This window comes from Luteimonas terricola (assembly GCF_004352845.1).
Classification (GTDB): Bacteria; Pseudomonadota; Gammaproteobacteria; order Xanthomonadales; family Xanthomonadaceae; genus Luteimonas; species Luteimonas terricola.
This window is the reverse complement of the sequence record NZ_SJRX01000001.1, coordinates 26,487-52,298: the sequence shown is the minus strand read 5'-3', so window position 1 is coordinate 52,298 and position 25,812 is coordinate 26,487. Positions and strand designations below refer to the sequence as shown.

General features: G+C 70.5%; 23 protein-coding genes, 1 tRNA gene, 2 pseudogenes and 1 riboswitch. Of the genes and pseudogenes, 8 read left to right on the top strand and 18 right to left on the bottom strand.

The window, feature by feature from the left end; translation table 11 throughout:
- Positions 1-181: 181 nt before the first annotated feature.
- The 4 genes from mutS to E2169_RS00240 all read left to right on the top strand — a co-directional run bounded on the left by mutS (position 182) and on the right by E2169_RS00240 (position 5,755).
- Entirely contained in the window at positions 182-2,752 is a 2,571-nt protein-coding gene (mutS, locus tag E2169_RS00255; RefSeq protein WP_132985412.1) for a DNA mismatch repair protein MutS, read from the top strand.
- Positions 2,749-3,459 (top strand): MOSC domain-containing protein, encoded by a 711-nt coding sequence (locus tag E2169_RS00250; RefSeq protein WP_132984626.1) that lies wholly within the window; start codon positions 2,749-2,751, stop codon positions 3,457-3,459. The genes mutS and E2169_RS00250 overlap by 4 nt, the downstream gene beginning before the upstream one ends.
- Positions 3,460-3,520: 61 nt before the next feature.
- A complete protein-coding gene (locus tag E2169_RS00245; protein ID WP_132984625.1) occupies positions 3,521-4,120 on the top strand; it encodes a DUF937 domain-containing protein in 600 nt (199 codons plus the stop codon).
- Positions 4,121-4,240: 120 nt separating this feature from the next.
- Complete coding sequence (locus tag E2169_RS00240; protein WP_132984624.1) at positions 4,241-5,755, top strand: catalase; 1,515 nt, start codon at positions 4,241-4,243, stop codon at positions 5,753-5,755.
- 87 nt (positions 5,756-5,842) lie between these two features.
- Here E2169_RS00240 and E2169_RS00235 read toward each other — a convergent pair whose 3' ends face one another.
- The gene (locus E2169_RS00235; protein WP_132984623.1) at positions 5,843-6,259 is read right to left on the bottom strand and encodes an RNA-binding S4 domain-containing protein; all 417 of its coding nucleotides are present in this window, start codon (positions 6,257-6,259) and stop codon (positions 5,843-5,845) included.
- 121 nt (positions 6,260-6,380) lie between these two features.
- Here E2169_RS00235 and E2169_RS00230 point away from each other — a divergent pair.
- Positions 6,381-6,781 (top strand): annotated as a pseudogene (locus E2169_RS00230) (hypothetical protein); the annotation flags it as partial.
- Between the two features lie 146 nt (positions 6,782-6,927).
- Here E2169_RS00230 and rplS read toward each other — a convergent pair.
- From rplS to moaA, 12 genes and pseudogenes are all read right to left on the bottom strand, one after another.
- The gene (rplS, locus tag E2169_RS00225) at positions 6,928-7,395 is read right to left on the bottom strand and encodes a 50S ribosomal protein L19 (RefSeq protein WP_132984622.1); all 468 of its coding nucleotides are present in this window, start codon (positions 7,393-7,395) and stop codon (positions 6,928-6,930) included.
- 125 nt (positions 7,396-7,520) lie between these two features.
- Positions 7,521-8,303, bottom strand: coding sequence for a tRNA (guanosine(37)-N1)-methyltransferase TrmD (gene trmD, locus E2169_RS00220; protein ID WP_132984621.1), 783 nt, complete (start codon positions 8,301-8,303; stop codon positions 7,521-7,523).
- Positions 8,304-8,306: 3 nt separating this feature from the next.
- Entirely contained in the window at positions 8,307-8,819 is a 513-nt protein-coding gene (gene rimM, locus E2169_RS00215; protein ID WP_132984620.1) for a ribosome maturation factor RimM, read from the bottom strand.
- 37 nt (positions 8,820-8,856) lie between these two features.
- Entirely contained in the window at positions 8,857-9,120 is a 264-nt protein-coding gene (rpsP, locus tag E2169_RS00210; RefSeq protein ID WP_132984619.1) for a 30S ribosomal protein S16, read from the bottom strand.
- Positions 9,121-9,302: 182 nt separating this feature from the next.
- Positions 9,303-10,085, bottom strand: coding sequence for an aminotransferase class IV (locus E2169_RS00205; protein WP_268236964.1), 783 nt, complete (start codon positions 10,083-10,085; stop codon positions 9,303-9,305).
- Positions 10,086-10,102: 17 nt separating this feature from the next.
- Entirely contained in the window at positions 10,103-11,470 is a 1,368-nt protein-coding gene (gene ffh / locus E2169_RS00200) for a signal recognition particle protein (RefSeq protein ID WP_132984617.1), read from the bottom strand.
- A gap of 128 nt (positions 11,471-11,598) precedes the next feature.
- Complete coding sequence (locus E2169_RS00195; protein WP_132984616.1) at positions 11,599-11,961, bottom strand: hypothetical protein; 363 nt, start codon at positions 11,959-11,961, stop codon at positions 11,599-11,601.
- A 110-nt stretch (positions 11,962-12,071) separates the two neighbouring features.
- Positions 12,072-12,557: pseudogene (locus E2169_RS00190) on the bottom strand (molybdenum cofactor biosynthesis protein MoaE); the annotation flags it as partial.
- A gap of 2 nt (positions 12,558-12,559) precedes the next feature.
- The gene (locus tag E2169_RS00185; RefSeq protein ID WP_229659204.1) at positions 12,560-12,814 is read right to left on the bottom strand and encodes a MoaD/ThiS family protein; all 255 of its coding nucleotides are present in this window, start codon (positions 12,812-12,814) and stop codon (positions 12,560-12,562) included.
- A 2-nt stretch (positions 12,815-12,816) separates the two neighbouring features.
- Positions 12,817-14,070, bottom strand: coding sequence for a molybdopterin molybdotransferase MoeA (locus E2169_RS00180; RefSeq protein ID WP_370465146.1), 1,254 nt, complete (start codon positions 14,068-14,070; stop codon positions 12,817-12,819).
- Positions 14,071-14,075: 5 nt separating this feature from the next.
- Positions 14,076-15,074: a bifunctional molybdenum cofactor biosynthesis protein MoaC/MoaB gene (moaCB, locus tag E2169_RS00175; protein WP_229659148.1), complete on the bottom strand. Its 999-nt coding sequence runs from the start codon at positions 15,072-15,074 to the stop codon at positions 14,076-14,078.
- Positions 15,075-15,082: 8 nt separating this feature from the next.
- Positions 15,083-16,063: a GTP 3',8-cyclase MoaA gene (gene moaA / locus E2169_RS00170; protein WP_132984612.1), complete on the bottom strand. Its 981-nt coding sequence runs from the start codon at positions 16,061-16,063 to the stop codon at positions 15,083-15,085.
- A riboswitch (molybdenum cofactor riboswitch) is annotated at positions 16,054-16,190 on the bottom strand. (Overlaps the previous gene by 10 nt.)
- Before the next feature lie 89 nt (positions 16,191-16,279).
- On the opposite strand from moaA, the gene E2169_RS00165 reads away from it, so the two are divergent.
- Entirely contained in the window at positions 16,280-17,059 is a 780-nt protein-coding gene (locus E2169_RS00165) for a cytochrome C assembly family protein (protein ID WP_132984611.1), read from the top strand.
- Positions 17,060-17,081: 22 nt separating this feature from the next.
- Here E2169_RS00165 and radA read toward each other — a convergent pair whose 3' ends face one another.
- Positions 17,082-18,461 (bottom strand): DNA repair protein RadA, encoded by a 1,380-nt coding sequence (radA, locus tag E2169_RS00160; protein WP_132984610.1) that lies wholly within the window; start codon positions 18,459-18,461, stop codon positions 17,082-17,084.
- A gap of 166 nt (positions 18,462-18,627) precedes the next feature.
- Here radA and E2169_RS00155 point away from each other — a divergent pair, with 166 nt between their 5' ends.
- Positions 18,628-20,292 (top strand): GMC oxidoreductase, encoded by a 1,665-nt coding sequence (locus E2169_RS00155; RefSeq protein ID WP_229659149.1) that lies wholly within the window; start codon positions 18,628-18,630, stop codon positions 20,290-20,292.
- A gap of 44 nt (positions 20,293-20,336) precedes the next feature.
- A tRNA-Thr gene (locus E2169_RS00150) sits at positions 20,337-20,412 on the top strand.
- A gap of 96 nt (positions 20,413-20,508) precedes the next feature.
- Here the strand turns inward: E2169_RS00150 and ispH are convergent.
- From ispH to E2169_RS00130, 4 genes are read right to left on the bottom strand one after another with little or no spacing between them, the layout of a single operon-like run.
- Entirely contained in the window at positions 20,509-21,459 is a 951-nt protein-coding gene (gene ispH, locus E2169_RS00145; RefSeq protein ID WP_132984609.1) for a 4-hydroxy-3-methylbut-2-enyl diphosphate reductase, read from the bottom strand.
- A 16-nt stretch (positions 21,460-21,475) separates the two neighbouring features.
- On the bottom strand, positions 21,476-21,973 hold the full coding sequence (lspA, locus tag E2169_RS00140) for a signal peptidase II (protein ID WP_132984608.1): 498 nt from the start codon (positions 21,971-21,973) through the stop codon (positions 21,476-21,478).
- Positions 21,964-24,747, bottom strand: coding sequence for an isoleucine--tRNA ligase (ileS, locus tag E2169_RS00135; RefSeq protein WP_229659205.1), 2,784 nt, complete (start codon positions 24,745-24,747; stop codon positions 21,964-21,966). Before ileS ends, lspA begins: the two co-directional genes overlap by 10 nt.
- A gap of 56 nt (positions 24,748-24,803) precedes the next feature.
- Positions 24,804-25,754, bottom strand: a complete 951-nt coding sequence (locus E2169_RS00130; RefSeq protein WP_132984606.1) for a bifunctional riboflavin kinase/FAD synthetase — start codon at positions 25,752-25,754, stop codon at positions 24,804-24,806.
- Positions 25,755-25,812: the final 58 nt, after the last annotated feature.

Sequence of the window (25,812 nt, the reverse complement as noted above, 5' to 3'; positions counted from 1 at the left end):
TCCGCTGCCTTGATGCGACGCTAGCACAATTCCGGACGCATGCGTATGTGCGCGGAAAGGTGCTGCCCCGAGCCTTGTCCAGCCACCCGTGCGCTTGCTCCTGTCCGCGGTCGCGGCCGAGGGTGGTCCCGCTACAATCCCGGGTCGGGCGCGCCCGTTGCGCGCCCTGCCCACCGGACAGATGACGCTGGACAAGACGCCCGAACACACCCCCCTCATGAAGCAGTACTTCGCCAACAAGGCGGAGCACCCCGACGTGCTGCTGTTCTTCCGCATGGGCGACTTCTACGAGCTGTTCCACGACGACGCGCGACGCGCGGCGAAGCTGCTCGACATCACACTGACCCAGCGCGGCGCCTCGGGCGGAGCGCCGATCCCGATGGCGGGCGTGCCGCACCACGCGGCGGAAGGCTATCTGGCACGGCTGGTGGCCCTGGGCGAGTCGGTGGCGATCTGCGAACAGGTCGGCGATCCGGCCACGAGCAAGGGCCTGGTCGAGCGCAAGGTGGTGCGCATCGTCACCCCCGGCACGGTCACCGACGAGGCGCTGCTGAGCGAGCGCCGCGACACCCTGCTGCTGGCCGTCAGCCGCGGGAAGTCCGGTTACGGCCTGGCCTGGGCAGACCTGGCCGGGGGCCGCTTCCTGGCCAACGAGGTCGCCAGCGACGACGCGCTGGAAGCCGAACTGGCGCGCCTGGATCCCGCCGAGCTGCTGCTGCCCGACGAGGAAGGCTGGCCGGCCTTCGCCACCACCCGCGGCGGCCTGCGCCGGCGCGCGCCCTGGCTGTTCGACGCCGACAGCGGCCGCCGCCAGCTGCTGCGCTTCTTCGGCCTGCACGACCTGACCGCCTTCGGCATCGACGAGCGTCCGCTGGCGATCGCCGCGGCCGGCGCATTGCTGGGCTACGTCGAGGAGACGCAGAAGCAGCGCCTGCCGCACCTGACCGCGATCGCGGTGGAATCCAGCGACGGCGCCATCGCCATGAACGCCGCCACCCGCCGCCACCTGGAACTCGACACGCGCGTGGACGGCGAGCAGAAGCACACCCTGCTCGGCGTGCTCGACAGCACGGTCACGCCGATGGGCGGGCGCCTGCTGCGCCGCTGGCTGCACCGTCCGCTGCGCGACCGCACAGTGGTCGCCCAGCGCCACCATGCCGTCGGCGCGCTGATCGACGACGGCGTCGAACGCGACCTGCGCGAGCAGTTCCGCGCGCTCGGCGACGTCGAACGCATCCTCTCGCGCATTGCGCTGCGCTCGGCGCGGCCGCGCGACCTGTCGACCCTGCGCGACGCGCTGGGCCTGCTGCCGGCGCTGCGCGCACTGCTGGCAACGGTGGATTCGCCGCGGCTGCAGGCGCTGGTCGCCGGCCTGGGCGAGCACGATGCGCAGGCGCGGCTGCTGGCCGACGCCCTGGTCGAGCAGCCGCCGGTGCTGGCACGCGACGGCGGCGTGTTCGCCGATGGCCACGATGCCGAACTCGCGGAACTGCGCCGCCTGTCGACCCACGCCGACCGGTTCCTGATCGACCTCGAAGCCCGCGAGCGCGAGGCCAGCGGCATCGCCACGCTCAAGGTCGGCTACAACCGCGTGCACGGCTATTACCTCGAGATCGGCAAGGCGCACGTGGCAAAGGCACCGACGCACTACACCCGCCGCCAGACGCTGACCAACGCCGAGCGCTACATCACCGAGGAGCTGAAGGGCTTCGAGGACAAGGTGCTGTCCGCCCGTGAGCGCGCACTCGCCCGCGAGCGCCTGCTCTACGAGCAGCTGCTGGACGAGCTCAACCTGCACCTGGAATCGCTCAAGCGCTGCGCGGGCGCACTGGCCGAACTCGACGTGCTCGCGGGCCTGGCCGAGCGCGCGCAGGCGCTGGACTGGTCGCGGCCGGAGCTGGTCGACGCGTCCTGCCTGCACATCGAGCGCGGCCGCCACCCGGTGGTCGAAGCCGTCCGCGACGACCCCTTCGAACCCAACGACCTGATGCTCGGCGACGACCGCCGCATGCTGGTGATCACCGGCCCCAACATGGGCGGCAAGAGCACCTACATGCGCCAGAACGCGCTGATCGTGCTGTTGGCCCACATCGGCAGCTTCGTGCCGGCCAGCGCGGCGCGCATCGGGCCGATCGACCGCATCCTCACCCGCATCGGTGCCGGCGACGACCTCGCCCGCGGGCAGTCGACCTTCATGGTCGAAATGAGCGAGACCAGCCACATCCTGCACCACGCCACGGCGCAGTCGCTGGTGCTGATGGACGAGATCGGCCGCGGCACGTCGACCTACGACGGCCTGGCGCTGGCCGAGGCCTGCGCGCGCCACCTGGCCGCGCACAACCGCTGCTACACGCTGTTCGCCACGCACTATTTCGAGCTGACCGCGCTGGCGACGCCGGGCAGCGGCATCGCCAACGTGCACCTGGATGCAGTCGAGCACGGCGACGCGCTGGTGTTCATGCATGCCGTCAAGGACGGCCCCGCCAACCGCAGCTTCGGCCTGCAGGTGGCGGCGCTGGCCGGACTGCCCAGGCCGGTGCTGGGCCAGGCGCGCGCGCGGCTCGCCGAGCTCGAGCAGCAGGGTCCGCCGGCATCGCCGCCGCTGTCGGCGGAGACGCTGGATTCGCCGCAGCAGTTCGGGCTGTTCGCACCCTCCTCCGCGGCGCTGGAAGCGCTGGCGGGCATCGACCCCGACGAACTCACGCCGAAACAGGCGCTGGAAGCCCTGTACCGGCTCAAGGCGCTGTCGTGAGCGCGGCGTCGGACGACACAGGCCTGCGCGTCGAGGCGCTGCTCACCGGCGTCGTAGTGCCCTATACGCGTCCCGGCAGCCGCAGCGGCATCGCCAAGACTCCGCGCAGCGGCCCCGTACGCATCGGCGAGCTGGGCCTCGAGGGCGATGAACAGGGCGACACCCGCGTGCACGGCGGCGTCGACAAGGCCGTCCACCACTACCCCTTCGACCACTACGCGGCCTGGCGCGCGGAGCTGGGCGAACTGCCGGTGCTCGCCGCTCCCGGCGCCTTCGGCGAGAACATCAGCACCCGCGGCCTGGACGAGGGCACGGTCTGCCTCGGCGACCGCTATGCGCTCGGCGCCGCGGTGCTGGAGGTCAGCCAAGGCCGCCAGCCGTGCTGGAAGCTCAACGACCGCTTCGGCGTGCCCGACATGGCGCGCCGCGTGCAGCACACCGGTCGCAGCGGCTGGTATTACCGCGTGCTGCAGCCCGGCACGGCACAGGCCGGAGATGCGCTGGTCCTGCTCGAGCGCCCCTGGCCTGCCTGGCCACTGCGCAGGCTCATGCGCCTGCTCGCCGATCGCGTGCTCGATCCCGCGCTGCTCGGCGAAGCGCTGGCGCTGCCGCTGGTGCCCTCTTGGCGGACGCTGCTCACGCGCCGCCTGGACTCCAGCCGGATCGAGGACTGGACGCGCCGCATCGACGGCCCACCGCAGCACTGACGGCCATCACGCCTGCGCGCTCCGCGCGTACCATCGGGAGTCCCGACGACAGGAGTCCCGCATGGCCACCCTCACCGACACCCTTGCCGCCCAGCTCCAGGGCGCACCCGCCAGCCAGTTCGCGCAGCGGTTGGGCATCAGCCAGGAGCAGTCCTCGGCCGCGATCAATGCCGCACTGCCACTGCTCATGGGCGCACTCGGAAAGAACGCCAGCCAGCCGCAGGGTGCGCAGGCGCTGTTCGGCGCACTGCAGAAGGACCATGCCGGCGCCGACGTCGGCAGCGTGCTGGGCTCGGTGCTTGGTGGCGGCGACCAGGGCGGCGCCATCCTCGGCCACATCTTCGGCGGCAACCAGGCGCGGGCCGAAACCGGCGTTGCGCAGGCCACCGGCCTCGGCCAGGGCCAGGCCGGCCAGCTGCTGAAGATGCTGGCGCCGATCGTGATGGCCTACCTCGCCAAGCAAGCGATGTCCGGCGCTTCCTCGCAGCCGGCCAGTGGCGCCGAAGCCCTGGGCGGCCTGCTCGGCCAGGAGCAGCAGCAGATCCGCCAGCAGGGCGGCCTCGGTGGCGGCCTGCTCGGCGCCGTGCTCGACCAGGACGGCGACGGCCAGCTCGGCATCGGCGATCTGATGAAGCTGGGCGGCCTGTTCGGCAAGAAGTGAGTCGCGATCGATAGGAGAACGCTATCAATCGATCTCCTTTATTCGATTTCACCTTTCTATCGGGCCGACGTAGAGTCGGTTGCAGACCTAGCCCACCACCCGATCAGGGGAGCCAGCACCATGAGCAAGCCTTCCGACAGCGGCAAGAAGTGCCCCGTCACCCATCTGACCACCGATTTCGGCGCCCCCGTGCCGGACAACCAGAACAGCCTCACCGCCGGCCCGCGCGGTCCGCTGCTGGCCCAGGACGTCTGGCTGCACGAGAAGCTCGGCAACTTCGTGCGCGAGGTGATTCCCGAGCGTCGCATGCACGCCAAGGGTTCCGGCGCCTTCGGCACCTTCACCGTCACCAACGACGTCACCAAGTACACCCGTGCCGCGATCTTCTCCGAAGTCGGCAAGAAGACCGAGATGTTCGCCCGCTTCACCACCGTGGCCGGCGAGCGCGGCGCGGCCGACGCCGAGCGCGACATCCGCGGCTTCGCGCTGAAGTTCTACACCGAGGAAGGCAACTGGGACATGGTGGGCAACAACACCCCCGTGTTCTTCATCCGCGACCCGCGCAAGTTCCCGGACCTCAACAAGGTGGTCAAGCGCGACCCGCGCACCAACCTGCGCTCGGCCACCTACAACTGGGACTGGTGGACGTTGCTGCCCGAGGCCCTGCACCAGGTCACCATCGTGATGAGCGACCGCGGCATTCCCGCCAGCTACCGCAACATGCACGGCTTCGGTTCGCACACCTACAGTTTCTGGAACGATGCCGGCGAACGCTACTGGGTGAAGTTCCACTTCCGCACCCAGCAGGGCATCAAGAACCTGAGCGATGCCGAAGCGGCCGAGGTCATCGGCAACGACCGCGAGAGCAACCAGCGCGACCTGTACGAAGCCATCGAGCGCGGCGACTTCCCGAAGTGGAAGATGTACGTGCAGATCATGCCGGAGACCGACGCGGAGAAGGTGCCCTACCACCCCTTCGACCTGACCAAGGTGTGGCCCAAGGGCGACTACCCGCTGATCGAGGTCGGCGAGTTCGAGCTCAACCGCAATCCGGAGAACTTCTTCGCCGACGTCGAGCAGAGCGCCTTCGCGCCGGGCAACCTGGTGCCGGGCATCGGCGTGTCGCCGGACAAGATGCTGCAGTCGCGGCTGTTCAACTACGCCGACGCGCAGCGCTACCGCCTGGGCACCAACTACCAGCAGATCCCGGTCAACGCCGCGCGCTGCCCGGTCAACAGCAACCACCGCGACGGCATCGGCCGCGTCGACGGCAACTACGGCGGCCTGCCCCACTACGAGCCCAACAGCTTCAACCAGTGGCAGGAGCAGCCGCAGTACCGCGAACCGCCGCTGAAGATCACCGGCGACGCCGACTGGTGGAACTTCCGCGACGACGACGACAACTACTTCAAGCAGCCCGGCGACCTGTTCCGGCTGATCACTCCGGAGAAGCAGCAGCTGCTGTTCGACAACACCGCCCGCGCCATGGGCGATGCGCCGGACTTCATCAAGCGCCGCCACGTCGACAACTGCACGAAGGCCGACCCGGCCTACGGCGCAGGCGTGGAAGCGGCCCTGCGCAAGCTCGGCGCCTTCGCCGCCGAACAGTCGCCCAACAGCCTGGGCGACGAGTAAGGCCAGCGGCGCACTCCTCCCCCGCTTCCCGGGGGAGGATGCCCGAAGGACAGATGCGGGCAAGCTCGCGGATACATCCCGACGGGCTCAGCCCGCATCGATATCGCCGAGCGCCCTGATCAAGCGCCGCGCCCGCTTGTCCGGGCGATGCTCCGGCGCACGGTAGCCGTCACTGGTGGCACGCCTGACCAGCGCCGCTTCTTCCCGCGCCTTCACCGACGCCTCCGATTCGCGATAGAGCTGCCGTGCAACCGCTGCCGGGCCGCGATCATCCGACAGCCCCAGCACCTCGACCTCGAACGCGTCATCGCCGCGCACCACCCGCAGCGCATCGCCCACGCGCACCGCGCGCGAGGCCTTGGGCCGCTGCCCAGCCACCTCGACCTTGCCGGTGTCCACCGCCTGCTTCGCCAGCGTGCGCGTCCTGAAGAAGCGCGCGGCCCACAGCCAGATGTCGATGCGGACGCTGTCCAAGGTCTCCCGTTCGCCTGATCGCTCTGCCATGCGCGGATTCTAGCGCCGGCAGCGAGGGCGGTTCTGGCAGGATGCCCCGATGGCAGCACCTTCCACACGCGACCTCACCCACGGCGCCATCGCCCCCACCCTGCTGGTGTCCTGGCCGAGGCGGGTCGAGGGCACCACGCGCGCGGGCGTGGCCTTCAATTTCCTGCTGACCGGCGCGCTGATCGCGCCGCTGCTGCTGATCCTCGTGTTCGCGCTGTGGGCATCCGCGTGCCCTTCGCCAAGCTGCTGCAGCCGGCGCTGGGCGCGGACGCGATCTGGCTGAGCTTCCCGGTGGGCGCGCTGTGCGCGATGCTGATGTCGCTGGCCTATTACCGCTGGGGCGGCTGGCGCGAAGCACGGATGCTCGCCGGCGATACCGATGCGGTGGCGATTGCGGCCGAAGTGCCTGCGCAGCCGCCTGCGCCGGTGGCGGATCCCTGCCCGCGCACGGCGGCGCGGGGGGGCCTGGGCGACGTGTTGTCACCGGCCACGGCCACGGCGACTGCATCAACCCGGGACTGAGCGGACGCGGATCCGACCTGGACGCAGCCGGCACGCCGGAACGAACGGGATCCAGCGCGGCACGAACGAAGGCCCGGAAACGCGGACGGCCACCCTGGGGCGGCCGTCCGGCGAAACACCTTTCGCGCGTGCTGCGCGGGCCGTGCTTACTCGGCCGACGCAGCCGGCTCGGCAGCGGCAGCCGGTTCGGCAACGGGAACCTTGGCGGCGGCAGCGGCTTCGGCAGCGGCCTTGGCGCGGGCCTTGGCGTTGCCGGCGAGATCTTCCTTGATGCGCGCCTTGCGGCCCTCGAGCTCACGCAGGTAGTACAGCTTGCCCGCGCGCACGGCGCCGCGTCGCTTGACCTCGACCGAGTCGATCGCGGCGCTGTGGCTCTGGAAGACGCGCTCGACCCCGTAGCCATGCGAGATCTTGCGCACGGTGAACGAGGAGTTGAGGCCGGCGTTCTTCTTTGCGATGACCACGCCCTCGTAGGCCTGGACGCGCTCGCGGGTGCCTTCCTTGACCTTGACGTTGACGATCACAGTGTCGCCGGGACCGAAGACGGGGAGCTGGCGCTGGACCTGCTCGGTCTCGAAGTTCTGCAGCAGCGTATTGAGCGAGGGCTTGTTCATGGTGGTGGATGCCTGTTGGTAGTGCCCTGTGGGCTGTTTTAGCGCGAGTGCACGTGGACCCGCGTCTTGGCGTGGTTATAGCTAGCCGCGCATTGTAGCGCGGTTTTCGCCTTCCGTGCCAGGGCTCAGTCCTGGCCGGCGGGCGGCAGTCCGGCTTCGGCCAGCCAGGCGTCGAGCAGGCGGCGGTCGGCAGGCGACAGCGCCGTGAGGTCGATCAGGTCCGGGCGCCGCTGCCAGGTCCTCCCCAGGGCCTGCTGGTAGCGCCAGCGGGCGATGTCGGCATGGTTGCCCGACAGCAGCACCGGCGGCACGGCCCCAAGCGCATGTACGACCGGCCGGGTGTAGTGCGGGCAATCCAGCAGCAGCGGCCCACCCTTGCCATCCGCGGGCGGCTCGAAGCTGTCCTGGGCCGCGGATTCCGCATCGTTCAAGGCCCCCGGCAGCAGCCGGGCGACGGCATCCACCACCACCGCCGCGGCCAGCTCGCCGCCTGACAGCACGTAGTCGCCGATCGACAGCTCCTCGTCGACCTCGGCGGCCAGCAGGCGCTCGTCCACCCCCTCGTAGCGACCGCAGAGCAGCACCAGGCGCGGAAGCGCGGCCAGTTCGCGGGCCTTGGCCTGGTCCAGCGGCCGTCCCTGCGGACTCAGGTAGACCACGCGCGCCGGCGCCGGATCGGCCGCCCGGGCCGCGGCCAGCGCTGCGCGCAGCGGATCGATCAGCATCACCATGCCGGGACCGCCGCCAAAGGGGCGGTCGTCGACGCGGCGGTAATTGCCTTCGGCAAAGTCGCGCGGGTTCCAGCCATGCAGGGACAGCAGGCCGCGCTCGCCGGCGCGCCCGACCACGCCATGGCCGGCGACCTGGGCCACGAAGTCCGGGAACAGGCTGACGACGTCGATGCGCATCGCCTAGAACTCCGGATCCCAGTCGACCGTGACCAGGCCGGCCTCGAAGTCGACGGAGACGACATAGTCGGGCGTCACGAAGGGAATCATCCGCTCGCGGTCGCCGCGCGCCACCAGCACGTCATTGGCGCCGGTGGAGAACAGGTGCGAGACGGTGCCGAAGTCGACCCCCTCGACGTTGGCCACGCGCAGGCCCTCAAGGTCGACCCAGTAGTACTCACCCGGGGCCGGCGGCGGGAGTGTCGAACGCGGCACCCAGACTTCGCTGCCGCGCATCGCCTCGGCGGCATCGCGGTCCTCGATGCCGGGGATCGTGGCCACCAGGCCCTTGCCGCCTTCGCGGCCGCGCACGTCCGCAAGCTCGCGCTCGCGACCCTGCGCGTCGCGCAGGATCCAGGGCTGGTAGCGGAAGATGGCGCGCGCCGGATCGGTGAACGATTCCAGCTTCAGTTCGCCACGCACGCCGAAGGCGCCGTGGACCCTGCCCAGCAGGATGCGGCGCCCGGCGGTGTCCATGAGGAAGGCGGCCGCGCGCGGAGGCGCGGCCGGGCCGTCAGGCGGCGGTGGCCGCCGTGGCCTTGACCGCGTCCTTGTACAGGTCGCGGACCTTGTCGCTCAGCTGTGCGCCCTGCCCGACCCAGTGGTCGACGCGGGCGGTGTCCAGCACCACGCGCTGCTCGGCGCCCTGCGCGACGGGGTTGTAGTAGCCCAGGCGCTCGATATTGCGGCCGTCGCGCGCGCTGCGCGAGTCGGTGACGATGATGTGGTAGAAGGGGCGCTTCTTGGCGCCGCCGCGGGTGAGGCGGATCTTGACCATGGTGGTTTCCGTGTTGCCCAGTCGCCAGGGTGGCGAGGTAAGCCGGGAATTGTAGCGGAAGATTTTGCGCCGCGCGAATCCCCCGCCCGGACGCGGGCGGGCCCGCGCTCCAGGCCGGCGCACCCGGGGCACCGGTTGGGCGCATGCACCCCATCGCACCCCTTACTGGCCCCAAGCCGTGTTCAGAATCGCTGCCAGACGCAGCCGGCCAGCAGTGCTCGCAACTCCGCGCCGAAGCGCGCATCGCCGGCGAACGAGCAGCTGTCGACCTGGCCGATCTCCTGGACACCGCGGGAATTCAGCGCGAAAGCGGCGCGCATGCCCGGCAGCGCCTCCAGCGGCAGGGGCCGTCGACGCTGCGGCACGTCCCTTGCAGCCAGCGCCGCCTGCAGCAGCCGCCGGGTCACGCCGTCCAGGCACGGCGCATCGGGCCAGGTGACGGCGGCGCCGTCCCAGAACGCGACGTTCCAGAACGTGCCTTCCGCGATGAAGCCCTCGGCATCGACCAGCAGCGCGTCGTCGAAGCCCGCGGCCTGCGCGGCGCGCCGCGCTTCGAACTGGGGACCCAGGACGAGGTGCTTCAAGCGCGGACTCTCGCGAAGGACGCGAAAACTGCGCAGCCTCAGCGGAGCGGTGCCAGGATCGCGCGGTGGCTCGAGTTCGATGCTGACGTCGACGACGCCGGCACCAATGCCCGCTTCGCCCGTCGCGCAGGCAGCATCGCGTGCAGCAGCGCCGCGCACCAGCACGCGCAGCGTGCATGCCCTTTCTGCGTCCGCTCCGGCGTCGGCGGCCAGCGCCTCACGCAGCCGCAAGCGCAGCGCGCCTTCCTCAAGGGCGACGCCGAACATTTCCAATGTCGCATCGCGCAGCCGCGCCAGGTGCAGGTCCAGGCCTTGCACCGCGCCGCCGCGCACCTGCATCGTGGTGAAGTGGCCGGCGGCCGCGGGATTGCCCACGTCCATCGAGGCCACCGTCGCGCTCAGCGGAACGGCATCGCGCCGCGGCCGCCCATCATCCCCTGCAGGCCGCGCATCATGCCCTTCATGCCGCCGCGGCCCAGCTTGCCCATCATCTTTTCCATCTGCTGGTACTGCTTCATCAGCTTGTTGACGTCGGCCGGCGTGACGCCGGAGCCGGCGGCAATGCGCTTGCGCCGCGAGCCGTTGAGCAGCGCCGGATTGCGGCGCTCCTTCTTCGTCATCGAGCCGATGATCGCAACCATGCGCGGCACTTCCTTGCCGGTGACCTGGTTCTTCACGGCATCGGGGATCTGGCCCATGCCCGGCAGCTTGTCCATCAGGCCATGGATGCCGCCCATGCCCTGCATCTGCTCGAGCTGGTCGCGCATGTCGTTGAGGTCGAACTTCTTGCCCTTGGCGACCTTCTCGGCGAGCTTCTGCGCCTTGTCCTTGTCGACCTGGCCCTCGACCTGCTCGACCAGCGACAGCACGTCGCCCATGTCGAGGATGCGGCTCGCGATGCGGTCGGGATGGAAGACGTCCAGGCCATCGACCTTTTCGCCGGTGCCGATGAACTTGATCGGGCGGCCGGTGATGTAACGCACGCTCAGCGCGGCGCCGCCGCGGGCGTCGCCATCGGTCTTGGTCAGCACCACGCCGGTCAGCGGCAGCGCCTCGCTGAAGGCCTTGGCGGTGTTGGCCGCGTCCTGGCCGGTCATGGCGTCGACCACGAACAGGGTCTCGACCGGGTTCACGGCGGCGTGCAGGGCCTTGATCTCGGCCATCATCGCTTCGTCGATGGCAAGGCGGCCGGCGGTGTCGACCAGCAGCACGTCGATGAACGACTTGCGCGCATCGGCGATCGCGGCGCGGACGATGTCGACGGGCTTCTGCGAGGCGTCGGACGCGAAGAAGCGCACGTCGACCTGCTCCGCCAGCGTCTTCAGCTGTTCGATGGCGGCCGGACGGTAGACGTCGGCGCTGACCACCATCACCTTTTTCTTGCGCTTTTCCTTCAGCAGCTTGGCGAGCTTGCCGACGGTCGTGGTCTTGCCCGCGCCCTGCAGGCCAGCCATCAGGATGACTGCCGGCGCCGGCACGTTGAGGTTCAGGTCGGCGGCGGCGGCACCCATGACCGTCGTGAGCTCGTCGCGCACGACCTTGATCAGCGCCTGGCCCGGCGTCAGCGACTTCAGCACTTCCTGGCCGACCGCTCGCACCTTGATGCGCTCGATCAGGGCCTGTACCACGGGCAGCGCGACGTCGGCCTCGAGCAGCGCGATGCGGACCTCGCGGGTGGCCTCGCGGATGTTCTCCTCGGTCAGCCGGCCGCGGCCGCGCAGGCGCTCGATGGTGCCGGAGAGTCGCTGGGTGAGGGATTCGAACATGCGGGGGGACCTGGTGCGTGGGACTGCGGACCGCCAAGTATAGCTTCCGTCCCGTGACCCCTTCCCCCGCAAAGCGGGAGAAGTACCCGCGCAGCGGGGGATGGGGGCGGCTTCTGTAGAGCTGCCGGTCAGTCCGGCCGCTGGGCCTTGCGGCGCGGCGGCGGGCCGCGGCGGCGCACGCTGTCGCGCACGTCGACCTCGAAAGAGAGCCGCAGCGCATCGCCATCGCCGGGCAGTTCGAATTCCAACGCATCGCGGCAGGGCAGCCGGGCCACGTAATCGCGCACCGCGGCCTCAGGCAGGCTGAAAGCCCACTCGCCAGCGTCCACGGCCAGGACAGCCGCGTCGCCCGGGACGATCCGCAGCCGCTGTCGCAGCGCGGCGCTCCCGGCCTGCGTGTCATTGCCGATGGTCTCGCCGGCCAGCAGCCACGCCAGCTCGTCCTCGCCGATGCGCAGCCGCAGCGACTGGCCCTGGAGCTGGACCTTCATTGCGTCCGGGGCCGGGCCGCAGGCGGTACCCGCTCCGCGGGCGTTGTGGCGGATGCCGCAGCGTTCGCATCCGCATCCGCATTCGCGTGGGCTTGGCCCTGCCCGTGATCGTGCCCGTGATCGTGATCGTGATCGTGCTGATGCTGGCCGTCGCCACACAGCGAGCAACCTTCGCTCCAGACGCTGTCACCGTCCTCGTAGTGCTCCTGCTTCCAGATCGGGCTGGTGTGCTTCACCGCTTCGATCAGCTCGCGGCAGGCGCGGAAGGCCTCGTCGCGGTGCGGGGTGCCGGCGGCCACCACCACGGCCAGGTCGCCCACGCCCAGGCGGCCCTTCGCGTGCGCGACGTACAGCCGGACCTTCGGCCCGAAGCGGGTATCGATGTCGGCGGCAATGGCCCTGAAGCCGTTCAGCGCCAGTGGCTCGAACATGTCGTAGCTGACCCCGGTCACCACGCGGCCGTGGTTGAGATCGCGCACCCGGCCCACGAACATCGTGATGCCGCCGAAACCGGGGTCGGAGACGAAGTCCAGCGCCGCGGCAGGATCCAGCGGACCCTCGGCGATGTCGGTCACCGCGCAGTGGAAGCGCTCCATGCTCAGCCCCCGCTGACCGGCGGCAGCACCGCCATCGGCACGCCCGCGGGCAGGGCCTCGGCGTCGCGCAGCACCGTGGTTTCGCTGGCGAAGGCCGAGACCTTCAGCAACTCCGGCCGATACGTGGGCCAGTGCTCGCGGGCGTGGCGGTCCAGCGCCTCGCGCAGGTCGGCCACGCGCGCGCCCTCCGGCACCTCCAGCACCAGCTTCGCGGCCGGATCATGGCTACGGAACGCGCCAAACAGACTCAACTCCACTTTCACTGCATCACCTCTTCGATCTTCAGGCCCTCGGCGTGGCCCGGTGCATACACGTCCACCATGTCGCCGGCCTCGAGCGCCATCGACTCGGCGGGCACCACGATCCAGGCGTTGGCCACCAGCAGCGGCTGCACCTTGAACGATTCCTGGCCATGCAGCACCCGCGCGCGCAGCGCACCGTCGGCGAGCTCGACCCGTCCCTTCAGGTGGAAGCGCAGCTCGGCGCGCTTGCGCCAGGGCGCGGCCAGCGGCATCCGCAGCGGCCGCTCCGGTGCCAGGCCGGTCAGCGCACGCAGCGCGGCCTCGGCGAAGAAGCGCAGCCCCACCGCCGCCGACGCCGGGTTGCCGGGCAGGCCGAAATACAGCTGCCCGCCGGCCAGGCGCGCGAACAGCAGCGGCCGGCCCGGCCGGATCGCGACCTTGTGGAAGCGGATGTCGGCGCCGATCCCGCGCAGCGCGTCGGGCACGAAATCGTGGCGGCCCATCGACACTGCGCCGGTGCTCAGCACCACGTCGGCGCCCGCCGCCAGCGCGCGCGCCAGCGCGGCGAGGAAGTCCGCCGGTTCGTCGGTCACGGTCTCGCGCAGCACCAGCTCGGCGCCCGCGGCATCGACCCGCGCGGACACGAATGGCCCGTTGCTGTTGCGGATCTCGCCGGAGGCCAGCGGCCGCCGCGGATCGTCGACCAGCTCGCGCCCGGTGTTGAGCACCGCCACCCGCGGCCGGCGCCGCACGGCCACGCTGTCGACGCCCAGGGAGGCCAGCACCATCACCGCCGCGGAATCGACGGGCCTGCCGGGCTGCAGCACGGTCGTGCCGCGCTCGACGTCCTGGCCGCGCAGGCGCACGTTGTCGCCGGGCTGCACGTCGGCGGACAGGCGGATGCGTGCCGGGCGCCCCTTGCCGTCGCGCGCCAGCACCTCCACGCGCTCCACCGGCACCACGCTGTCCAGGCCCTCGGGCATGCGCGCGCCGGTCATGATCTCCCAGGCGCCGCCGTCGGCCCGCGCGGCCTCGTCGCCGGCGACCTGGGCGCCGGCGACCTCGAACTCCGCGCCGGCGGCGACCGCCTTGCCCTCGGCGCGAAGCGCGAAGCCGTCCATCGCGGAATTGTCGAAGGGCGGCAGGTCGGCATCCGCCACCACCGCCTCGGCCAGCACCAGGCCGCCGGCCTCGGCCAGCGTGCGGCGCTCGACCGCGAAGGGCGCGGCCTCGCGCAGGATCAGCGCCAGCGCCGTCCCGTAATCGACCACCTGGCTCACGGATGCCCCTCGCCGTCGACCATGGCCAGCGCGTGCGCCAGCAGCGGCGCGAGGATATCCATGCCCTGCTTCGCCGCGCGCTGGCTGCCCGGCAGGGCGAAGACCAGCATGCCGCCGACCTGCACCACCTCGGCGCGGCTCAGCCAGGCCAGCGGGGTGTGCTTCGCGCTTTCGCTGCGGAACATCTCGGCCAGGCCATCAATGCTGCGGTCGGCGACCCTGCGCAGCGCTTCGGGCGTGGCGTCGTTCGGTCCCAGTCCGGTGCCGCCGGTGCACAGGCAGATGCGCACGCCCTCGCCGGCCAGCGCGCGCAGGCGCGCGGCCAGGGGTTCGATGCCGTCGGGCAGTACCTCCGGATCGGCCACCCGCGCGCCCAGGCGGCGCAGGCCCTCGACCAGCACGGGGCCGGAGCGGTCCTCGTATTCGCCCCGGCTGGCACGATCGCTGAGCGTCAGCACCGCGCAGGGCACGTCGTCCAGGCGGGCGATGTCACGCGGCCGGTAGTGCGCCAGCTCGTCATCGTCCATGCCTTCGGGATGCAGCCACAGCCCGCTCTTGCCGCCCTCCTTGAACAGCAGGCGGATGCCGTCGATGCCCAGCGCCGGCTCCACCGGCTTGGTCAGGTCGTAGAGCGTCAGCAGCGCGGCGTTGGCGCCGGCCAGGGCCTCCATCTCGACGCCGGTGCGCGCCTCTGTCGCGCATTCGCAGTACACGCGGATGGCGTTGCGCTCGGGCACCGGCACGCAGCGCACCTGCACCAGCTCCAGCGGCAGCGGATGGCACAGCGGCATCAGCGCCGACGCCATCTTCGCGCCCTGCAGCCCGGCCACCTCGGCCATCACCAGGGCGTCGCCCTTGGGCAGGCGACGCTCGACGATCAGCGGGAAGGCCTCCGCCCCCGCGAGCAGCTCGCCCACCGCCACCGCGCGCCGGCGCGTGGGTCGCTTGTTGCGGATGTCGGCCATGTGGAAGGCCGCTGCGCGCGGTTCGGTCATTGCGTGGTTCATCCTCCGATGGACGCCAGGTGCGGGGTCAGCCCGGTCTCGCCCTGGTGCAGGCCATGGCCGGCGGCCTTCAGTCCGAGCTGCGTGCTGATGCGCGCGACCAGGGCGTCGAAGTCGTCGTCGGACTGCAGCAGCTCGCGCAGGCCGATGCCGAAGTCACCGAACAGGCACAGCCGCAGGTCGCCGCGCGCGGTCACCCGCAGGCGGTTGCAGCCGGCGCAGAAATCCTTCGAGTACGGCGCGATGATGCCGATGCGACCGCGGTAGTCCGGATGCGAGTACTCACGCGCGGGGCCGGCGTCGGGCGCGCGCGGGCGCAGCGTCCAGCCGGCTTCGACGATCTGCTCTTCCAGGGCTTCGGCGCGCAGGTGGTGGCGCTCGAAGAACTCGAGGTTGTCGCCGGTGCGCATCAGCTCGATGAAGCGGATGGCGATGTCGCGCTCGCGCAGGTAGTCGAACCAGGCCGGCAGTTCGTCGTCATTGCGGCCGCGCAGCAGTACGGCGTTGAGCTTGACCGAATCGAAGCCGAGGCCCAGCGCCATCTCCACGCCCTCGGTGACCTCGGCAAAGCGGTCGTGGCCGGTGATGGCGTGGAAGCGCAGCGGGTCGAGGGTGTCCAGGCTGACGTTGAGCGCGGTCAGCCCGGCGTCGCGCCAGGCGCCGATGTGCCTCGGCAGCAGGGTGCCGTTGGTGGTGATGGCGATGCGGCGGATACCCGGCACCGCGGACACCGCGCCGATGATCGGCAACAGGTCCTTGCGCAAGGTGGGCTCGCCACCGGTGAGGCGGATCTTGCTCATGCCCAGGGCGGCGAAGCCGCGCACCAGGCGCCGGACTTCGTCGAGTTCGAGGAAGCGCGAACGCCCCTCGGCCTGATAGCCGTCGGGCAGGCAATAGCTGCAACGGTAGTTGCACGCCTCCGTCAGCGAGAGGCGCAGATAGGGAAACGACCGCCCGAAACGATCGACCAGGGATGCCATGTTGTGCTCCATTCCGATACAGGGAGGCCGGCCCGTTTCCAGTCCGACCCGGTGGCCCGTGAAGGCCACGGCCCGGTTGCCATATCACGAAGGACACAGGCGGCCGGGCTTGGAGGTTCACGGGGTCGCGGCCCCGCTTGCCGCCAGCATAGCTGCTCGACGCGCGGGGCGTCGCTACCCGTTCAGGCGGGTCACGCGCTATGCGACACTGCGCGGATGATTCCCGTCCTCGTCTCGATCGCACTCTATCTCGTGGCCACCGGCCTGCTGGTGGCCGGGATCCGGCGCGGCGGCGGCCGCGCATGGCTTGCGGTCGCTGCCGGCGCGATGCTGATGCACGCCCTGGAGCACGTGCTGGCCTGGCGCGAGCTCGGAGGCGCGGACATGCACTTCTTCGCCGCGATTTCACTCGTGACGCTGGGCATGGCGGCGCTGACCACGATCGTCGGCGCGCGCGGGCGCATGGCCTCGCTCGGCGTGGTGGTGTTCCCGCTTGCGGCGCTGGTGCTGCTCGCCAACCACCTCCGCGGCCACCTTCCGCCGGAGCCGCTCGACTGGCGCCTGCAACTGCACGCCTGGATGGCCCTGCTCGCCTACGCGACCCTGGCCGTGGCCGCGCTGCTCGCGGTGATGCTGTGGCTGCAGGAGCGCGCCCTGAGCCGCCGCGAGATCCACGACTGGCTGCGCGCGCTGCCACCCCTGGTCGAGCTGGAAACCCTGCTCTTCCGCACCATCGCCACCGGCTTCGTACTGCTCAGCGCCACCCTGTTGACCGGCGCCCTGTTCGTCGAGGACCTGCTGGCCCAGCACCTGCTGCACAAGACCGTGCTCAGCGTGCTGTCGTGGCTGGTGTTCGGTGTGCTGCTGCTGGGCCGCTGGCGCCGCGGCTGGCGCGGGCGCGCGGCGGTGCACTGGACCCTGGCGGCGATGGCGCTGCTGGTGCTTGCCTTCTTCGGCAGCAAGTTCGTGCTGGAGCTGGTGCTGCAGCGGGTCTGACCGCTCCCACAGGGCTGCGCCACTAGCCTGCAGCGTCGATGGCGTCGGCCAGCCGCTCCACCGCCACCACGTCCAGGCCCTTGTACGATCCGGATTTCGGGGCGTTCGCCTTCGGCACGATCGCGCGCTTGAAACCGTGGGTCGCGGCCTCCTTCAGCCGCTCCTCGCCGTTGGGCACCGGGCGGATCTCGCCCGACAGGCCGACCTCGCCGAAGGCCACGGTCTTCTCCGCCAGCGCCCGGTCCTGCAGCGACGACAACACCGCCAGCAGCACCGGCAGGTCGGCGGCCGTCTCCTGCACCCGGATGCCGCCGACCACGTTGACGAAGACGTCCTGGTCGCCGACCGCGATGCCGCCGTGGCGATGCAGCACCGCCAGCAGCATCGCCAGCCGGTTCTGCTCCATGCCCACGGCCACGCGCCGCGGGTTGGACAAGGGCGAACTGTCGACCAGCGCCTGCACTTCGACCAGCAGCGGCCGCGTGCCCTCGCGGGTCACCATCACGCAGCTGCCGGGCTGGCGCGAACCGCCGGACAGGAAGATCGCCGACGGGTTCGGCACCTCCTTCAGGCCCTTGTCGCCCATCGCGAACACGCCGAGCTCGTTGACCGCGCCGAAGCGGTTCTTGAACGCGCGCAGCACGCGGAAGCGGCTGCCGGAATCGCCCTCGAAGTACAGCACCGCGTCGACCATGTGCTCGAGCACGCGCGGGCCGGCGATGCCACCCTCCTTGGTGACGTGGCCGACGAGGAACACCGCGGTTCCGGTCTCCTTGGCGTAGCGCACCAGCCGCGCGGCGGACTCGCGCACCTGGCTGACCGAACCGGGGGCCGCAGTGAGCGTCTCGGTCCACAGCGTCTGCACGGAGTCGGCCACGATCAGCTTGGGCCGGAGCCTGGCGGCGTGGCCGAGGATGTGCTCGACGCAGGTCTCGGCCAGCGCGTTCACTCCGTCGAGCGGCAGCCCGAGGCGCTTGCCGCGACCCGCCACCTGCGCCAGCGACTCCTCCCCGGTCACGTACAGCCCCGGCAGCTCGGAAGACATGCTTGCCACGGCCTGCAGCAGCAGGGTGGACTTGCCGATGCCGGGGTCGCCGCCCACCAGCACCACCGCGCCCTCGACCAGGCCGCCGCCGAGCACGCGGTCGAACTCGCCGATGCCGGTGGACACGCGCAGGTCGTCGGCCTGGCGCACGTCCTTGAGCGGCGTGACCTTGGGTGCCTCGACCTTGCCCGCCCAGCCGCCGCGACGCGCCGGCGCCGCCGCCTTCGCGGAAGCGGCGGACTCGAGCACGATTTCCGACAGCGTGTCCCAGGCCCCGCAGGCGCCGCACTGGCCCTGCCACTTGCCGGAGTCGGCGCCGCACGCGGTACAGACGTAGGCCGTCCTTGCCTTGGCCATGAAGGAGACCCGAAAGAAAGAAAGGCAGGATACCGGTCGCCAGTCGCGCGGAGCGAGACTCGCCCTCCGACAAGGGAAAACGTGTCCGCTACCGGAACGGATTGGCGTTGTCACAGATCGGTGCCACCGCCATTTACGGCGTGCGACGTCGTGAAGGAACCGCCTCTTGATCCTCGACTACCTCGACCCATCGGCGCCCGACAACTACCAATGCGATATCTGCATCATCGGCGCAGGGCCCGCCGGCATCGCGATCGCCAGCGCATTCGAAAACAGTCGCTTCAGCGTATGCGTGCTCGAGAGCGGGGGCCTCGAGAGCGAACGCATGACCCAGGCGCTCAACGACGGCGAGTCGGTCGGCCCGGTCGACTTCGACCCCGGCCTGTGTCGCCTGCGGGCACTCGGCGGCAGCTCCAGACTGTGGGGCGGGGGCTGCGTACCGCTTGCGCGCCTGGACATGGCGCCGCGCGACTGGGTCCCTTCAAGCGGCTGGCCGATCGACTTCGATGAACTCGCGGTGTGGGGCGGCCACGCCAGGAACGTGTTCGGGATCGACCCGCGCCACGATGTCGGCGATGGTGGATTCGGCAACGCGGACTTCGTTGATTCGCTGCCCCTGCGGGAAGAGCACACCGTCCAGCGCGTGTGTTTCCTGAGCCCGGTCATGTTCCAGTCCCGGTACCGGGAACTGTTCGAGAACGCCGCCAACATCACCCTGCTGTTGCACGCCAATCTCACGGAGCTGGTCGCCGCAACCGACGCCGACCACGTGCGGGCCGCTGAAATCGGCAGCCTGGCCGGACGCCGCGGCGTGGTGCACGCGCGCCACTACGTGCTCGCCACGGGCGGCATCGAGAACGCACGCCTGCTGCTGCAGTCCAACCGCATCTATCCGCGCGGCCTGGGCAATCGACATGACCAGGTCGGACGATACTTCATGGACCATCCCCGCTGCGTCGCGGGGCGGGTCGTGGATGGCGACCTGCACGCACTGCTTCGACCGTACGACAGCGATGACAAGCGCAGGCCGCACTCTCTATACCGCGAGTTCGCTCTGGCCGACGCCGCCCAGCGCCAGCTGCGCCTGCTCAATGCCCGCGCGCGGCCGATTCCGGTCGCCGACACGACCCCACCCGGACTGCAGGCCCTGCGCGACCTGCGTGCCAGCTTCCGCCCCGCTGCCGGCGGCGACGACGTCGAAGACAAGGTGGAGCGTGCACTGTCGGCGGGCCTGCCGAAAGTGTCCCGACCCGCACCTCCAGGCAACGTGCGACGCGCGCACCTGGTGCTGCGCATGGGCATGAACGCCGGCCACGTGGCCGGTGCGGTCGCGCGCAAACTCCGCAACCGCCCCGTGGACAGCTGCCGGCACGTGGATCTGATGGCCTACTTCGAGCAGTCCCCGAATCCCGACAGCAGGATCACCCTGGCCGACTCACGCGACGCGATGGGCATGCGCAAGGTGCGGGTGGACTGGCGTTTCACCGACCTGGATTACGCCTCCTACCGCACCGCCGCCTCCGTGCTCGGCGACGAGGCGGCCCGCTGCTGCGGCGGCCGCTTCGAGCCCGAACCCTGGGTCCGCGACCCGGCGCTGCGGCCCGCGGTCATGGGGACCGCCCACCACATCGGCACCACCCGCATGTCCGCACGCCCCGAAGACGGCGTGGTCGACCGCGACTGCAAGGTCCACGGGATGGAGAACCTGCACGTGGCGGGCAGTTCCGTGTTCCCCACCGGCGGCTGGGCCTTCCCCACCTTCACCATCGTCGCGCTGGCCATGCGCCTGGCCGACCGCCTGCGCACGGGGCTGGAGATCGTGGGCGTGTGATGCTTTGACCGCGACGCCGGCACGCCCCTACAATGTGCGGCCCCGCCGGAATAGCTCAGTTGGTAGAGCGGCGCATTCGTAATGCGTAGGTCGTAGGTTCGATTCCTATTTCCGGCACCAGCACCATCGAAAAGGCCGCCCGCGGGGCGGCCTTTTCCTTTTGACCGGAGCTAACGGCTGGCGCGCGGCGTCTCGCGCAAGTAGCGCGTGGCCGCGTCAGTCGACCAGCTGCAACCGCAGCTCCTTCGGCAAGGCGAACACCATGTTTTCCTGCTCACCGGCCAGCTCGCGCACGCCGCTGGCGCCGAGCTCGCACAGCCGCGCCAACACGCCTTCGACCAGCACGTCCGGCGCCGACGCGCCCGCGGTCACGCCGATGTGGCGTCGGCCCACGACCCAGTCCGGTTCGATTTCGTCGGCGCCGTCGATCAGGTAGGCATCCACGCCCACGCGCTCGGCGAGCTCCCGCAGGCGGTTGGAATTGGAGCTGTTGGGCGACCCCACCACCAGCACCAGGTCGCACTCGGCGGCGAGTTCGCGCACAGCGTCCTGGCGGTTCTGGGTGGCGTAGCAGATGTCGTCGTTCTTCGGCCCCTGGACCTTTGGAAAGCGCTCGCGCAGGGCCTGGATCACGCCGCGGGTATCGTCCACCGACAGCGTGGTCTGGGTGGTGTAGGCGAGATTTTCCGGCTGCCCGACCTCGAGTGCGCCGACATCCTGCACGTCCTCGACCAGGTAGATGGAGCCGCTGCCCCGCTCCCGGTTCCACTGCCCCATCGTGCCCTCGACCTCGGGATGGCCGGCATGGCCGATCAGCACCACGTCGCGGCCGGCACGGCAGTGGCGCGCGACCTCGAAGTGCACCTTGGTCACCAGCGGACACGTGGCATCGAACACCTTCAGGCCGCGACGGTCGGCTTCGCTGCGCACGGCCTGCGAGACGCCGTGGGCGCTGAAGATCACCGTATTGCCGTCGGGTACCTCGTCAAGCTCCTCGACGAAGATCGCGCCGCGCTGCTTGAGGTCGTCGACCACGTAGCGGTTGTGGACCACCTCGTGGCGGACGTAGATCGGCGCACCCAGGGTTTCGATCGCGCGCTTGACGATCTCGATCGCACGGTCGACGCCGGCGCAGAAACCGCGGGGATTGGCGAGGAGGATATCCATGCCCGCCATTGTACCTCTAGGGGGTCTTGGGCCTGGGGGCGAAGAAGCCGAACAGGGCGATGCCGATGGCGCCGCCGACGATCGCCGCGTCGGCGATGTTGAAGGCCGGCCAGTAGTGGTCCCGCCAGTGCCACTGGATGAAATCGATCACGTGGCCGTGGAGCAGCCGGTCGATCACGTTGCCGATGGCACCGCCGATCACCAGCGCGAACGGCAGCGCCGTGCGCCAGTCGCTGCGCGGGGTGCGCGACAGCCAGACCGCCAGCAGGCCGCTGATCCCGAAGGCCAGCACGGTGAAGAACCACTTCTGCCAGCCGCCGGCATCGGACAGGAAGCTGAACGCGGCGCCGGTGTTGTAGGTGCGGTACCAGTTCCAGAACCCGTCGATCACCGGGATTGCGGTGTATTCCGGCAGGCTGGTCAGCACCCACTGCTTGCTGAGCTGGTCGAGCACCAGCACCAGCAGCGAGAGCAGCAGCCACGGCAGCGCGTTGGGCCCGGGCTTCAGAACCATTGGCGGTCCTCCCCCGGTCCGTCGACGTTGGATGCGCAGCGCGCGCACAGCGCCGGATGCGCCGCGACCGAGCCGATGTCGCCGCGACGCTGCCAGCAGCGCACGCACTTGGGCTTGTCCGTGGGCACGGCCGCGACCGTGATCGCCTCGGCGTCGTCGTCGGCCACCAGCCTCACGTCGCCGCTGATGAAGAAGAAGCGCAGCTCGTCGAGCAGGCCCGACAGCCAGTTCTGGTCGGACACGCCGCAGGCCAGGGTGATCTCGGCATCGAGCGCGGCGCCGATCTCGCCACTGGCGCGCATCGGCTCCAGCACCTTGGCCACCTGCTCGCGCAGGCGCAGCAGGTCGTCGAACTCGCGCGCGGACAGCGGCGCACCGTCGGGCAGCGGGGCCAGGCCCTCGTACCAGGTGGCGAACAGCACGTTGCCTTCGCGCTCGCCCGGCAGGTAGCCCCACATCTCGTCGGCCGTGAACGCCAGGATCGGCGCGATCCAGCGCGTGAAGGCCTCGCTGATGCGGTACATCGCGCCCTGCGCGCTGCGGCGACCGCGCGAGTCCTCGCGCATCGTGTACAGGCGGTCCTTGGTGACGTCGAGGTACAGCGAGCCCAGGTCGACGCTGCAGAAGTTCAACAGCAGCTGCACGATCTCGGCGAAGTCGTAGCGCGCATAGGCATCGACGATCTTCTCCTGGGTTTCCCAGGCGCGATGCACGATCCAGCGATCGAGCGGGAGCATGTCGTCCAGCGCCGGCAGGTGCGTAGCGGGATCGAAGCCATGCAGGTTGCCGAGCAGGAAGCGTGCGGTATTGCGGATGCGGCGGTAGGCATCGGCGTTGCGCTTGAGGATCTCCTTCGACAGCGACATCTCGTTGCTGTAGTCGGCGGACGCGATCCACAGGCGCAGGATGTCGGCGCCGAGCGTCTTCATGATTTCCTGCGGCTCGATGCCGTTGCCGAGCGACTTCGACATCTTGCGGCCGTGCTCGTCCACGGTGAAGCCGTGGGTCAGGCACTGCCGGTACGGCGCCGCCTTGTCCATCGCGATGCCGGTCAGCAGCGACGACTGGAACCAGCCGCGGTGCTGGTCGGAGCCTTCCAGGTAGAGGTCGGCCGGCTTGCCCAGGCCGCGCGCGGCCAGCACGCACTCGTGGGTGACGCCGGAATCGAACCAGACGTCGAGGATGTCGGTGACTTTCTCGTACTGCGGCGCGTCATCGCCGAGCAGCTCGACGGGATCCAGCGCCTGCCAGGCGTCGATCCCGCCCTGCTCCACCCGGTCGGCCACGGCGCGCATCAGCTCGCTGGAGCGCGGGTGCGGCTCGCCGCTCTCGCGGTGGATGAACAGCGCGATCGGCACGCCCCAGGTGCGCTGGCGCGAGATCGTCCAGTCCGGCCGGCCCCCGACCATGCCGGCGATGCGCGCCTCGCCCCAGCCGGGGAACCACTCCACGCCCTCGATCGCGGCCAGCGCATCGCGGCGCAGCCCGGCCTTGTCCATCGAGATGAACCACTGCGGCGTGGCGCGGAAGGCCACGGGCGTGCGGTGCCGCCAGCAGTGCGGATAGCTGTGCTCGAGCTTCGCCTGCGCCAGCAGCGCGCCGCTGGCCTGCAGCAGCTCGACGATGGCGTCGTTGGCCTTCCAGATGTGCGTGCCGGCCAGTTCGACGCCGTTGGCGGCCGGCGTGGACGGCAGGTAGACGCCGCGCCCATCGACCGGGTTGAGCTGGCCGGCGGTGTAGCGCTCGTTGATGCCGTAGTGCTGCGCGGCCGCGAAGTCCTCCTGGCCGTGGCCGGGCGCGGTGTGCACGGCACCGGTGCCGTCATCGTCGGTGACGTGCCCACCCAGGATCAGCGGGATGTCGCGTTCGGCATAGAACGGATGCGCGAGCAGCATGTGCTCCAGCGCGGTGCCGGTGGCGTGGCCATGCACCACGACCCCGTCGACGCCGTAGCGCGCCAGCACTTTTTCCACCAGCGACGCGGCGAGCAGCAGCCAGCGCGGGCGCCCGTCGTGTGCCGGGCCCTCGACCAGCGAATACTCGATGTCCGGGCCCAGCGATACCGCCAGCGAAGCCGGCAGCGTCCAGGGCGTGGTGGTCCAGATCGGCACCGCGACCTCGACACCGTCGGGCAATACCGCGCCGAACGCGCGTGCCAGGGCCGCCGGATCGCGCGCGGGATAGGCCACGTCCACCGCCGGCGACACCTTGTCCTGGTATTCGATCTCGGCCTCGGCCAGCGCCGAGCCGCAGTCGAAGCACCAGTACACCGGCTTCGCGCCGCGCACCAGGTGGCCGTTGTCGATCACCTTGGCCAGCGCGCGCATTTCGTCGGCCTCGAAGCGCGGGTCCAGCGAAAGATAGGGATCGTCCCAGTCACCAAGCACGCCCAGGCGCTTGAAGTCCTTCTTCTGCAGCTCGACCTGCGCCAGCGCGTACTCGCGGCAGGCCTGGCGGAAGGCCGCGGCGTCGAGCTTCACGCCGACCTTGCCGTGCTTCTTCTCGATCGCGATCTCGATCGGCAGGCCGTGGCAGTCCCAGCCCGGGATATAGGGCGCGTCGAAGCCGGCGACCGTCTTCGATCGGACGATGATGTCCTTGAGGATCTTGTTGACCGCATGGCCCAGGTGGATCGCGCCGTTGGCATACGGCGGGCCGTCGTGGAGCACGAAGCGCGGCCTGCCCGCGGCGTGCTCGCGCAGGCGCTGGTACAGGCCGTCCGCCTCCCAGCGCGCGAGCGTGTCCGGCTCCCGCTTCGGCAGGTCGCCGCGCATGGGGAATGCCGTCGCGGGCAGGAGGATGGTCGGCTTGTAGCGCTGGCTGTCGTCGGTCACGCGGTCGCTCGCTGGGGGGTCTGCATCAGTATGTCGCGCGCCCGGGCGGCGTCGCGATCCATCTGCGCGACCAGGGTCGGCAGGTCGGGGTATTTCTCTTCGTCACGCAGGCGCGCGACGAACTCCACCTCGATGCGGCGACCGTACAGGTCACCGTCGAAATCGAACAGGTGGGCCTCGAGCAGCGGCTCGACGCCGTCCACCGTCGGCCGGGTGCCGAAGCTCGACACCGAGGGCCAGGGCGCGTCGCCGACGCCGTGCACGCGCGTGGCGTAGATGCCCTGCAACGCAGGTACCTTGCCGCCGAAGCGCAGGTTCGCGGTGGGGTAGCCGAGCGTGCGCCCGAGCTGGCGGCCACGCGCCACGCGCCCGCCAATGGCGTAGGGCCGCCCGAGGAGGCGCGCAGCCGTGTCGAAATCGCCCGAGCCCAGGGCCTCGCGGATGCGGGTGCTGGACACGCGTTCGCCGTCCAGCTGCACGGGCTCGATCTCGCCGGCTTCAAAGCCCAGGCGCGCACCGGACTCACGGAGGGTCTCCAGGTCTCCCGCACGGCGATTGCCGTAGCGGAAGCCGGGACCCACCCAGACCTCCCGCACCCGCAGGCGCGCGGACAGCACGCGCCGGGCGAACGCGTCCGGCGCCATGGCCGCGAAGCCGGCATTGAAACGCAGCAGGCCCACCACGTCCGCGCCCAGCGCGCACAGGCCCTCGGCGCGTGCACGCGGCAGCATCAACCGCGGTGGCGGCGCCCCGCGCGCGAAGAACTCGCGGGGCAGCGGCTCGAAGCTGAGCGCCGCCAGCGGCACGCCGAGCGCACGCGCACGCTCGGCCGCGTGGCGCACCAGCGCGCGATGGCCCAGGTGCAGGCCGTCGAAGGCGCCGATGCAGGCCACGCTGCCATCGGGGCACAGGGGCCCGCCGTCGACGTCGCGGAACAGCTGCTTCATGGAATCCAGGTGGTATGACGCCGCCGGCGGCAGCGCGCCCGTACAGGGTCGGCCGGCA